This is a genomic window from Streptomyces sp. NPDC043746 (assembly GCF_056436485.1).
This window is the reverse complement of sequence record NZ_JBWKCM010000004.1, coordinates 291,049-301,994: the sequence shown is the minus strand read 5'-3', so window position 1 is coordinate 301,994 and position 10,946 is coordinate 291,049. Positions and strand designations below refer to the sequence as shown.

Annotated in this window: 11 protein-coding genes; all 11 read left to right on the top strand. The window is 73.8% G+C overall.

Annotated elements, in window-relative coordinates; all coding sequences use genetic code 11:
* The 11 genes from AC0682_RS06985 to AC0682_RS06935 all read left to right on the top strand — a co-directional run bounded on the left by AC0682_RS06985 (nt 1) and on the right by AC0682_RS06935 (nt 10,945).
* Entirely contained in the window at nt 1-1,134 is a 1,134-nt protein-coding gene (locus AC0682_RS06985) for an MCE family protein (protein ID WP_478531376.1), read from the top strand.
* A complete protein-coding gene (locus AC0682_RS06980) occupies nt 1,131-2,414 on the top strand; it encodes an MCE family protein (protein ID WP_478531375.1) in 1,284 nt (427 codons plus the stop codon). The genes AC0682_RS06985 and AC0682_RS06980 overlap by 4 nt, the downstream gene beginning before the upstream one ends.
* Nucleotides 2,411-3,679: an MlaD family protein gene (locus AC0682_RS06975; RefSeq protein WP_478531374.1), complete on the top strand. Its 1,269-nt coding sequence runs from the start codon at nt 2,411-2,413 to the stop codon at nt 3,677-3,679. Before AC0682_RS06980 ends, AC0682_RS06975 begins: the two co-directional genes overlap by 4 nt.
* Complete coding sequence (locus AC0682_RS06970; protein WP_478531372.1) at nt 3,679-4,230, top strand: hypothetical protein; 552 nt, start codon at nt 3,679-3,681, stop codon at nt 4,228-4,230. The genes AC0682_RS06975 and AC0682_RS06970 overlap by 1 nt, the downstream gene beginning before the upstream one ends.
* Nucleotides 4,227-4,883 (top strand): hypothetical protein, encoded by a 657-nt coding sequence (locus AC0682_RS06965; protein WP_478531370.1) that lies wholly within the window; start codon nt 4,227-4,229, stop codon nt 4,881-4,883. The genes AC0682_RS06970 and AC0682_RS06965 overlap by 4 nt, the downstream gene beginning before the upstream one ends.
* Nucleotides 4,884-4,903: 20 nt before the next feature.
* Entirely contained in the window at nt 4,904-5,434 is a 531-nt protein-coding gene (locus AC0682_RS06960; RefSeq protein WP_478531369.1) for a hypothetical protein, read from the top strand.
* Nucleotides 5,435-5,496: 62 nt separating this feature from the next.
* The gene (locus tag AC0682_RS06955) at nt 5,497-6,210 is read left to right on the top strand and encodes a hypothetical protein (protein ID WP_478531368.1); all 714 of its coding nucleotides are present in this window, start codon (nt 5,497-5,499) and stop codon (nt 6,208-6,210) included.
* A gap of 38 nt (nt 6,211-6,248) precedes the next feature.
* Nucleotides 6,249-7,583 (top strand): lytic transglycosylase domain-containing protein, encoded by a 1,335-nt coding sequence (locus AC0682_RS06950; RefSeq protein WP_478531366.1) that lies wholly within the window; start codon nt 6,249-6,251, stop codon nt 7,581-7,583.
* 208 nt (nt 7,584-7,791) lie between these two features.
* Complete coding sequence (locus AC0682_RS06945) at nt 7,792-9,453, top strand: PP2C family protein-serine/threonine phosphatase (protein ID WP_478531365.1); 1,662 nt, start codon at nt 7,792-7,794, stop codon at nt 9,451-9,453.
* Nucleotides 9,450-10,541, top strand: coding sequence for a cobalamin B12-binding domain-containing protein (locus AC0682_RS06940; RefSeq protein ID WP_478531363.1), 1,092 nt, complete (start codon nt 9,450-9,452; stop codon nt 10,539-10,541). The genes AC0682_RS06945 and AC0682_RS06940 overlap by 4 nt, the downstream gene beginning before the upstream one ends.
* Nucleotides 10,538-10,945 carry an STAS domain-containing protein gene (locus AC0682_RS06935; RefSeq protein ID WP_478531362.1) on the top strand — a complete coding sequence of 136 codons (408 nt, stop codon included), beginning with the start codon at nt 10,538-10,540 and terminating at the stop codon, nt 10,943-10,945. Before AC0682_RS06940 ends, AC0682_RS06935 begins: the two co-directional genes overlap by 4 nt.
* Nucleotide 10,946: the final 1 nt, after the last annotated feature.

The window sequence follows — 10,946 nt, the reverse complement described above, 5'->3', positions numbered from 1 at the left end:
ATGAGACGTACACGCATCATCGGGATCGGCGCCGGACTCGCGGTCCTCGCCGTGGCCGCGACCACCGGGGTCAGCGCCCTGGAACGGGACTCCCGGACCACCGTCACCGCCTACTTCGAGCGGGCGACGGGCGTCTACGCCGGGTCCGACCTGCGCGTCCTCGGGGTCCGCGTCGGCACGGTCGAGTCCGTCACCCCCCGGGGCGAGGAGGTGAAGGTCGTCCTCCGGCTGGACAAGGGCGTCAAGGTGCCGAAGGACGCCCACGCGGTCGTCGTCGCGCCCAGCCTCGTCGCCGACCGGTACGTCCAGCTCGCCCCCGCCTACGACGGCGGACCGCTCATCGCGGACGGCGCCGAACTCCCCGCCGCCCGCAACGCGACCCCCGTCGAGGTCGACCAGCTGTACGCCTCCATCACCGAGATCACCACGGCGCTCGGCCCCGACGGGGCCAACGCCGACGGGGCGCTCGCCCGGCTCCTGGAGACCGGTGCCAAGAACCTGGACGGCAACGGCAAGGCCATCGGGGAATCCGTCGAACAGTTCGGCAAGGCCGCCAAGACGCTCGACAGGAGCAGCGGCGACCTGTTCGACACCCTCTCCTACCTCCAGTCCTTCACCACCATGCTCAAGGAGAACGACAGCGAGGTCCGCACCGCCGAGCAGCAGCTCAACTCGGTCACCTCGTTCCTCGCGGACGACAAGAAGAACCTGAGCGCCGCGCTGAAGGAACTGGGCGCGGCCCTCGGCCAGGTGAAGACGTTCATCGCCAAGAACCGGGGCGCGCTGAAGAAGAACGTCGACGCCCTGGTCCCCATCACCCAGGCCCTGGTCGACCAGCGCGCCTCGCTGGCCGAGGCGATGGACACGCTGCCGCTGGCGGCGGGCAACGCCCTGAACGCGTACGACCCGGCCAACCGGACCCTCAACGGGCGGGCCAACCTCAACGAACTCTCCCTGGGTGGCCCGCTCACCGACCCGGCCGCCTCCGGCCCACCTGCCGGCCTCGCGCCCGTCGACGCGAACCGCCGCAAGGCCCTGCCCGTGCTGCCGCTGCCGGAGGTCGGCACGGTCTACGGCACCCCGGAGAAGAGACCGGACCAGCAGAAGCAGCGGAAGAAGGGGGCGGAACGATGAGCGGTTCGCACACCACGAGCGGCTCCCCGGACGCCACGGCCGAGCCCCCGCGGGCCCCCGCCCGCACCGGCCCCCGTACCGGCGTCCGGCCGGCCGTCGGAGCCGTCGCCCTGCTGGCCGCCGGGGCTCTGGTCGCCCTGGTCGCCGTCCGCACCGACGGCCCCGTCCTCACCGGCATCGAGCAGATCCCGCTGCCCGGCGGCGCCGACCTCGGGAAGAACCCGTACGAGATCACCGCCGAGTTCGGGGACGTCCTCAGCCTGGCCCCGCAGTCCTCGGTCAAGGTCAACGACGTCTCCGTCGGGCGCGTCACCCGCATCGACCTCGCCCCGGACGGCTGGAGCGCCAGGATCACCATGAAGGTCAACGGGGACATCGCCCTCCCCGCCAACGCCTACGCCCGCCTCGAACAGTCCAGCCTCCTCGGGGAGAAGTACATCCAGCTCACCCCGCCCGCCCAGGGCACGGCACGCGGCTCGCTGGCGGAGAGCGGCCGCATCCCCCTCGCCCGCACGAACCGCAATCCCGAGGTCGAAGAGGTCTTCGGAGCCCTGTCCCTGCTCCTCAACGGCGGCGGGATCAACCAGCTCAAGACCATCACCACCGAGCTGAACAAGGCGCTCGCCGGCCAGGAGCCGCAGATCCGCTCGATGCTCAACCGGGTCGACACCCTGGTCACCGACCTGGACCGCAACAAGGGCGACATCACCCGGGCCCTGGACGGCGTCAACCGGCTCTCCGCCACCCTCGCCACCCGGAAACAGGACGTCGGAACCGTCCTCACCGGGCTCAGCCCCGGGCTGAAGGTCCTGGAGAAGCAGCGCGGCTCCCTGCTCACCATGCTGCGCTCGCTCGACACCCTCTCCACCGTCGCCGTCGACACCGTCAACCGGAGCAAGGCCGACATGATCGCGGACCTCAAGGCGCTCGCCCCGACCCTGAAGGCCCTCGCGGACTCCGGCCAGGATCTCCCCGACTCCCTTCAGGTCTCGCTCACCTACCCGTTCACGGACGAGGTGCTGCGCGGGGTGAAGGGCGACTACCTGAACGTCTACCTGGACGTCACGGCCGCACCAGGCACGCGGATCATCCCGGCGCTGACCCCGGACGACCCGACCCTGCCCCCGCCCCCGCACGAACCGGGTGGCGACGGCGGGGACGGTACCCAGGGCGCGGCGGCTCCCCGGAGCGTGCTGCCGCTCCCGCTGCCGGCCGTGTCGGGGACCTCGCAGCCGGAAGCCTCCCGGACCCCGGGGACCGAGCAGGGGAGCACCCCGTGACCACACCCGCCATCCGGCTCAAGAACATCGCGTTCCTCGTCGTCGCCGTGCTGGTCCTCGGCTATCTGGGCGTACGGTACGCCGGGCTCGGCCACTACGTCGGGTTGCGCAGCTACTACACCGTCACCGTCCAACTCCCGCAGACCGGGGGCCTCTACACCCACTCCAACGTCACCTACCGGGGCGTCTCAGTGGGCCGCGTCGGCCCCATCGAGCTGACCGGAAAAGGCGTGGAGGCCGAGCTGCGGATCGAGAAGGACGCCCCGCCCATCCCGGACAGCCTGCGGGCCGTCGTCGCCAACCTCTCGGCGGTCGGCGAGCAGTACGTCGACCTCCGGCCCACTCGCGCCGACGGCCCCTATCTGGGCGACGGTTCGGTGATCGACGCGGCCGACACCACGCTCCCCGCCCCGCCCACGGAAGTCCTCACCAGCATCAACGACTTCGCCGGCTCGGTGAACCTGGAGCATCTGCGCACGGTCGTCGAGGAGTTCGGCACCGCCTTCGAAGGGCGCGGTGACGACCTCCAAGTGCTGCTGGACAGCGGAAGCGAGTTCATCGACGCTGCCGACAAGGCGCTGCCGGTCACCACCCGGCTGATGGCCGACGGCGAGACCGTGCTGCGCACCCAGGCCGAACAGGGCGCTGCGCTCAAGGGGTTCGCTTCCGGCGCCAAGGAGCTGGCAGCCGAACTCAAGTCCTCCGACGGCGATCTGCGGCGGCTCATCGCGACGACGCCGGACGCGGCCGTGCAGATCAGCGGGCTGCTGCGCGACCTCGACCCCGCCTTCGGGGTCGTCGTCGCCAACCTGCTCACCACGTCGGAGGTCGCCGTCACCCGCCAACGCGGTCTGGAGGAACTGCTGGTAAAGCTCCCGGCGGTGGTCGCGGCCGGAGCGAGCGCGGTCGACGGGGACGGTGCCCGGTTCGGGATGTCGGTCACCTTCTTCGAACCGCTGCCCTGCACCGCCGGATACGGGGGTACTGCCTACCGCAACGGGCTCGACACCTCAGCCGCGCCCGCCCTCAACACCAGGGCCCGGTGCGTCTCTTCCCCCGGAACCGGCATCAACGTCCGGGGCAGCGCCAACGCCCCGAAGGGCGGTGCGGTGCCGTCCCCCGCGAAACCCGGCTCGATGCTGCTGGACGACAGCGGCGGCGGTGCGGCCGCGAAGGAGCGGCTGCCCGGAGCGCTCGGCACCGAGCCCCGGACCGCGCCGCCCGCCCCGGGGATGGCCGGACTGCTCGGTCTGGGAGGCGGCTGATGAGATCGCGTACGAAAAGGGGGACGGGAACGAGATCGCGCCCCCGGCTCCTCGGCGGCTGGGCCGTCCTGCTGGCCGCCGCCCTCGTCTGCGGGCTCGGCACCTGGTCGTACGCCCAGGCGCGCGGCGACCGCACCCTCGCCCACGCCAAGGCCCGTGACGCGGCGCTGGCCGAGGGCAGGACGCACATCGCCACGCTGAACAGCCTGGACGGCAAGGACGCGGCCGGGGTCTCCACCGGCCTGCGGGCCTGGCGCGAGGCCTCGACCGGACCGCTCCACGACCAGCTGAAGCGGACGTCGGACGCCGACGCGAAGACGCTCACGGAGGCGGGCGACACCGCAGAGGCCAAGGTCACCTCGGCGGCGCTCACCGCCCTGGACGACCGCACCGGCACGGCGGAGCTGATCGCCACCGTGGATGTCGAGGTCACCCCGCGCACGGGAGCCCCCGGAACCCAGCGCAAGCGGTTCACCGCCACGCTCGCCCGTACCGGGGACGGCTGGAAGGTCAAGGCGCTCACGGCGATGGCGGCGGGAGACGGTGAATGAGCGAGCGAACGATAGTGGAAATGAAGGCAGTTGAGGACAGGCCGGGGCTGGACGCCGACAGCGGGCAGGACCGCCCCGACGGCCCGGGCGGCCCGGAGGACGCACCCGGCCCTCCGGGCAGCCCCGAGGGCATCCCCGACGAGCCCGGTCGCCGCCCCCGGTGGCCGCGCATCCTCGGAGCCGTCCTCGCGCTCGCCCTCCTCGCCACCGGCGGGCTCCTCTTCGCCGAGGGGCGGCAGCTGCGCGACACCCCGGCCACCGCCAACCTCGCCCTCACGGACACCGAGGCCACCACCCGGGTCACCGGCGACGTCAGCCACGCGCTCGGCCGGATCTTCTCGTACGGCCCCGACGCCACCGGCCTTGCCAAGGACGCGGCCCAACAGGTCCTGGCGGGCAGGGCGCTTCAGCAGTACGCCGCACTCTTCGGGCAGGTCGAGAAGCAGGCGGCCGACCAGAAGCTGACGCTCACCACCCACGTCGTACGGGCCGGGGTCACCCGGCTGACCGGCACCGGCGCCCACCTCCTGGTCTTCCTCGACCAGGTCTACGAACGCCGGGGCCGGCCCGCCACCACCGCATCCGCCCAGCTCTCCGTCACCGCCGAACTGCGGGACGGGCACTGGCGGATCGTCGAGATCAGCTCCATATGAGGGCAGGGGAGAGACAGCGCATGGCACGGGCAGGAACGAAGAGGAACCCCCTCGTGATCGCGGCGGCGGCCCTCGCGGTCGTCGCGGCGGCGACGGCGGGCTGGGGCGGCTGGGAGCGCTACGACGCCGCCCACGACGACGCGGCCTCCTATGCGCGGGCACGCGACGCGGCGCTGGTGGCGGGCGAGCAGGCGGTCCAGAACATGAACACCCTGGATCACCGCACCCTGGAGAAGGGGCTCGACAGCTGGGAGGAGTCGACCACCGGCGATCTCCACCGCCAACTCGTCGAAGGCCGGGCTGCGTTCGCCCAGCAGATCGAGGCGGCCAAGACGGTCAGCACCGCGAAGGTGCTCTCCGGCGCGGTGACCGAACTCGACGAACGGGCGGGCCGGGCCGGTGTCATGGTGGCGCTGCGGGTCACCGTCACCGCGCCCGAGGGCGACCCCGCGGTGAAGGAGAGCCGGATGCTCGGCACCCTCACCCGGACCCCGCAGGGGTGGAAGCTCAGCGCGCTCGGCCAGGCGCCCGTCGGCTCCACGGCCGGCTGACCCCGCGCCGCGCCTCGCTCGCATCCGCTCCCGCCCCACCTCCGTACCCGAGAGGACCACCCATGTCGACGACCCGTCACCTCGTCAACCGCCGCCGCAGGCTGGCGGCTTCGCCGACGCGCCCGAGCCCGCCAACCGAACTCCTCAGCAGGCCGACCGAGGAGACGGAAGCAGAGACGGGGCCGGGGGCAGAGGCGGACGCGGACGTGCGGCCCGAGCCGGAGACAGCGCCCGACCCTCCGCACCGCACCTCCCGCCGCCCCCGCGCCGCCGCCCTCCCCGCCCTCCTCTGTGCCCTCACCGTCCTCCTCGGGGCCTTCGCCGCCTGGGCGTTCGGTTCGGCCGCTGCCTTGCGCGACGAGCCCGCGCGGCAGAACACCGCGCTCACCGACATCGCCCGCACCAGCGAGGTGAAGGGGCGGATCGGGGAGGCGGTCGGGGCCGTGTTCTCGTACGACTACGCCTCGCCCGCCCGCGCGGACCGGGCGGCGAAGACCCATCTCACCGGCCGCGCGGTGCAGCAGCACAAGGACATGCTCGCCGAGGTCCGGGAGCAGGGCGAGAAGCAGAAGCTCGTCCTCACCACCACCGTCACCGCGAGCGGGGTGGAGTACCTGGACGGCGACCGCGCGCGGCTGCTGATCTTCGCGGACCAGAGCAACACCCGTACCGGCAAGGACGAGGAGACCACCTACGCGGCGGCCATGTTCGCCGTGGACGCCGTCCGCCGGGGCGACACCTGGCGGATCGCCGCCATCGACACGCTCACCCGCTGAACCGCCAGGCCCGGACCACCGGGGAGAGGGGATCCTTGATGAGGTTCAACGGCACCCTGCGCCGTCAACTCACCGGCACGGTCACGGCGGTGGCCGCCATGGCCGCGCTCACCGCGTCCCAGGCACCCGACTTCGTGGGCGCCGTGACGGCCTCGCGCGAGGAGCGGGCCGCCCCGGGCACGGACGACGTGGTCTGGAGCGAGGTGCCGGGCGACGACGTGTACCACACCGAGCTGCCACCGCTGGCGAGTCCGGCGCCGCCCGCCCCGCTGAAGCCGCCCGAGGCCGGAGAGACACCGCCGCCGCCGATCGTGGCGCCCTTCCGCCGGGAGGCAGGAATCCCCGCGACCGTACTCGCCGCCTATCGGAAGGCCGAGCGGTCCCTGCTCCGCACCGCCCCCGGGTGCCGGCTGCCGTGGCAGCTGCTCGCGGCGATCGGCAAGGTCGAGTCCGGGCAGGCGGCGGGAGGCAGGGTCGATGCGCGGGGCACCACCCTCACCCCGATCCTGGGGCCCGCGCTCGACGGGGTGGGCTTCGCGCTGATCCGGGACACGGACAACGGGGTGTACGACGGCGACCGGACGTACGACCGGGCAGTCGGGCCCATGCAGTTCATCCCGTCCACCTGGGCCACCTGGGCCAAGGACGGCAACGGCGACGGCCGCAAGGACCCGAACAACATCTACGACGCCGCCCTGGCCGCCGGGCACTACCTCTGTGCGGGCGGCCGCGACCTGAGCGTCCGGGCCGACCTGGACCGGGCGATCCTCAGCTACAACCGCTCCGGCGCCTATCTCCGTACGGTGCTGTCCTGGCTGGAGTACTACCGGAAGGGAGCCCACCCGGTCGCGGACGGCCAGGGGGTGCTGCCCCTCAGCCCGGGCCCGGGCGGGGTGAACCGGCCCAAGGCGCCGGTCGGTTCCGGCACACCCGCCGGACCGCCCGGCGCCGGTGGCGGAGGCATCGTCATCGGCCCTCAGCCGACCCGCCCCCCGACACCCCCGCCCACCCCCACCGACCCGGGTCCACCGAGCCCGACCCCCGCCCCGACCGACCCGACCCCCGGCCCCACTCCCACGCCGAACCCCACGGACCCGAGCCCCGACCCCACGGGCCCCGGCCCGAGCCCCGACCCCACCGACCCCGGCCCGAGCCTCGACCCCACGGGCCCCGGCCCCACCGACCCGGGCCCCGACCCCTCCCCGACACCCACACCCATTCCCACGGCCCCGGCCCCGGACCCTGGCCCGAGTACCGACCCCGGCCCCACCGGTCCCGTCCCTCCTGCCACCCCCGACTGCCCCGACGCCGCCCCCGAGAGCCGGACCGGAGGGGACGGAGCCACGGACCCGCGATGCGAAGAACCGGCGTGAAGCCGCCGCCACGTGAAGACCCCGTCATGTGAAGACCCCGGGCAGGCCTCGAAAGGGTGAGGTGACCGTCCTGTGCCACAGGTGCCCCGCACGGTGGACGCGTGCGGGATCGGGTTGCTATTTCGGGCACCCTCCGAGATGTTTGCCCTAGGGAAACAATTCGTCCGACCGGAAGGTGGTGCGACTCGCCGCAGGCGGGTCCCCCCTCATGGCTTCACCCAAGGCAGAGACCGGCACACCCACGAAGGAGCGGTTCGCTCCGGCCGACTGGGGCCGACCGCCGTGCGCGATGATCACCGTCGACCGGGCCGGTACGGCCGCCCGGACCGACGGGGAGATGGAACTGCTCCCGGGCGTGGCGGAGGGTGCTCCGCTGCCCGACGGCCTCTCCTGGCTGGCCGGCGCCACGGCGGAGGTGGCCGCAGACACGGTCCACCAGGGTGGTACGCGGCGGCCCGCCGTCGCGGGGGAGTACCGGGGGCGCCGCTTCGAGGCCCATCCGACCCGGCGCGCCGACGGCGAGGTGGTGTGGTGGCTGGTCGACCAGACAGCCCGGTACGCCGCCGAGGAGGCCCTGACCGCCGAACGCGGGCGCACCACCTTTCTCGCCGAGGCGTCCAACGTCCTGCTCTCCTCGCTCAACGCCGATCGCTGCATGGCCGCCACCGCCGAGCTGGCCGCCGGATACTTCGCCGACGCGGCGGTCGTCGTCGCCCCGGCATCGGGCCGTCGGCTGCCCGTCACCCGGGCGGTCGCGGGCGGGGAAGCCACCCAGGGGACGGTCGCGGCCGACCCCGCCGCCGTGCCCGGTCTGGCCGAGGCGCTGAAGGGGTTCCCGCCCGTCCCGTCCCGGTGGATCGACCCGGCGTCCCTGCCCGACTGGCTCGTCCCCGACGGTCTCCGCGAGGCGGTCGGTTCGGTGGTCGTCACCCCGCTGCCCGGCCACGGTGTGCCCGCCGGGGCGCTGATCCTGCTGCGTACGGACACGCGAGGGGAGTTCAGCGCGACCGAGGAGACCTTCGCCCGGCTCTTCGCGGCCCGCGCCGGAGCCGCCCTCTCGGCCGCCCGCCTCTACGCGGAGCAGCACAGCATCACCCGTACGCTGATGCGCGATCTGCTGCCGCCCCGGCTCCACCGGGTGCACGGGGTGGAGTTCGCGGGCGGCTACCGCCCCTCCAACGCCCACGAGCGGGTCGGCGGCGACTTCTACGACGTCCACCCCGGCCCCACGGCCGCCGACCCGTCCCTGGTGGTGCTGGGGGACGTCTGCGGCAAGGGGCTGGAGGCCGCCGTCCTCACCGGCAAGATCCGCAACACGCTCCAGGCCCTGACACCGATGGCCGACGACCACGAGCAGGTGCTGCGACTCCTCAACGGGGCCCTGCTGAACTCCGAAAGCACCCGCTTCGCGACCCTGGTCCTCGCCTCCGTCCTGCGTGCCGGGAACCACGTGCGCCTGCGCCTCACCTCGGCCGGTCACCCGGCGCCCCTGGTCGTACGCAACGACGGCCGGGTGGAGGAGATCCCCACCCACGGCAGCCTGGTCGGGGCGCTGGACCAGGTGACGGCCCGCACGGTCGAGGCCCTCCTGCTGCCCGGCGAGACGTGCCTGCTCTACACCGACGGCATCACCGAGGCGCGCGGCGGCCCGCTCGGCGGTGAACTCTTCGGCGACGAACGGCTGAAGCGGGCCCTGGCCGAGTGCGCGGGCACGCCCGGCGAGGCCGTGGTGGAGCACATCCGGATGCTGGCGGCCCAGTGGCTGGGAGACGGCGGCCACGACGATCTGGCGGTGGTCGCGATCACCGCACCGCCCACCACCCATCTCACCGCGGTGGACGGTCGCACACGGGGCAGGTACACCGCATGACCACCACCGTCGACACCACCGGTCTCGACACGCTGCGCAGCGGTCTCTGGGCTGCGGTGACCGGCCGCGACGAATACCGCGCCGCCGACCTCGTGCTGACCGCCCTGGACACCGGGATCTCCGCCGAGACGGTCCTGCTCGATGTGATCGCCCCCGTGCAGGCCCGGGTCGGCCGTGCCTGGCAGGCCGACCGGCTGACCGTCGCCCAGGAGCACGCCGCGACCGCCATCGCGGAGCGGGTCATCGCCGCGCTCGCCCACCACCCCGCCCACCGTCCGGCCCCCTACGGCGGGCGGATCACCGTCGCCTGCGTGGACCAGGAGTGGCACGCCCTGCCCGCCCGGCTGCTGGCGGAGGTCCTCGCCCTGCGCGGCTGGCGGGTCGACTTCCTGGGCGCCCAGGTGCCCACCCCGCATCTGGTGACCCATCTCCACCACACCGGGGCCGACGCGGTCGCCCTCTCCTCCTCCCTCGCCACCCGGCTGCCCACCGCCCACTCCGCGATCACCGCCTGCCGGGCGGTGGGGGTGCCGGTGCTGGCGGGCGGCGCCGCGTTCGGCCCCGACGGCCGCTACGCCCGGCTGCTCGGCGCCGACGCCTGGGCGCCCGACGCCCGCGCCGCTGCCCGCCGGCTGGCCGACGGCATCCCGTCCCCCGACCTGGCGGCGGGTCACCCGGAGAGCGACGGCCTGGTCCACCTCGCCGACCAGGAGTACACCCTGGTCGTACGGGCCAGGGCCCGGCTGGTCCGGGCGGTGCTGGCGCGACTGGAGCGGGACTTCCCGGCGATGGCCGACTACTCCGCCCCCCAGCGCGAGCGCACGGCAGAAGACGTCGCCCACGTCGTGGGGTTCCTCGGCGTCGCCCTCTACACCGACAGCGACGACCTCTTCACCGACTTCATCCGGTGGACCGCCGCCGTCCTGACCGCCCGCCGGGTCCCCGCCCGGTCCCTGCAACCCGCCCTGGACGCGCTCTCCACCGAGCTGAAGGACTTCCCGCGCGCCACCCGCATGCTCGACCGCGCCCGCCGCCATCTGGACGAGCCGGCGGCCGCCACCGATCACTCACCCGGAGCCCAAGCATGACCGCCCTGCCCAGCCCCCTCCTCGCCGTCACCGCAGTGGAGGGCCCGGGCTGGGCCCGGCTGCGCCTCATCGGGGACCTGGACCACGAGACCAGCGACGAGCTCGTCGCGCGTGCGCTGGAACAGCTCTCCGCCCGACCGGAGTTGGACGATCTGTACCTGGACTGCGCGAGGCTGGGGATGTGCGACGCCATGGGCGTCTCCGCCCTGCTCCAGATCCACCGCGACACGGCGGCCCGGCGGGTGAGCCTGCACGTCGAACAGGCCCCGCCCTTCCTGGACCGCATCATGCGGATCACCGGCATCGACCACCTCTTCGCCCGCCGGTCCCAGGAGGACCGGCGGCCTGCCCGGGGAGCGGGGGAGGAGGGGCCGTCCGACCCGCGCCCCTCGCCCGCCCCCTGAT

Bases quoted from the DNA above. Each gene is read 5' to 3' on its own strand.
- AC0682_RS06985 (WP_478531376.1), top strand. From the start codon at position 1: ATGAGACGTACACGCATCATCGGGATCGGCGCCGGACTCGCGGTCCTC.
- AC0682_RS06980 (WP_478531375.1), top strand. From the start codon at position 1,131: ATGAGCGGTTCGCACACCACGAGCGGCTCCCCGGACGCCACGGCCGAG.
- AC0682_RS06970 (WP_478531372.1), top strand. From the start codon at position 3,679: ATGAGATCGCGTACGAAAAGGGGGACGGGAACGAGATCGCGCCCCCGG.
- AC0682_RS06965 (WP_478531370.1), top strand. From the start codon at position 4,227: ATGAGCGAGCGAACGATAGTGGAAATGAAGGCAGTTGAGGACAGGCCG.
- AC0682_RS06960 (WP_478531369.1), top strand. From the start codon at position 4,904: ATGGCACGGGCAGGAACGAAGAGGAACCCCCTCGTGATCGCGGCGGCG.
- AC0682_RS06955 (WP_478531368.1), top strand. From the start codon at position 5,497: ATGTCGACGACCCGTCACCTCGTCAACCGCCGCCGCAGGCTGGCGGCT.
- AC0682_RS06950 (WP_478531366.1), top strand. From the start codon at position 6,249: ATGAGGTTCAACGGCACCCTGCGCCGTCAACTCACCGGCACGGTCACG.
- AC0682_RS06945 (WP_478531365.1), top strand. From the start codon at position 7,792: ATGGCTTCACCCAAGGCAGAGACCGGCACACCCACGAAGGAGCGGTTC.
- AC0682_RS06940 (WP_478531363.1), top strand. From the start codon at position 9,450: ATGACCACCACCGTCGACACCACCGGTCTCGACACGCTGCGCAGCGGT.
- AC0682_RS06935 (WP_478531362.1), top strand. From the start codon at position 10,538: ATGACCGCCCTGCCCAGCCCCCTCCTCGCCGTCACCGCAGTGGAGGGC.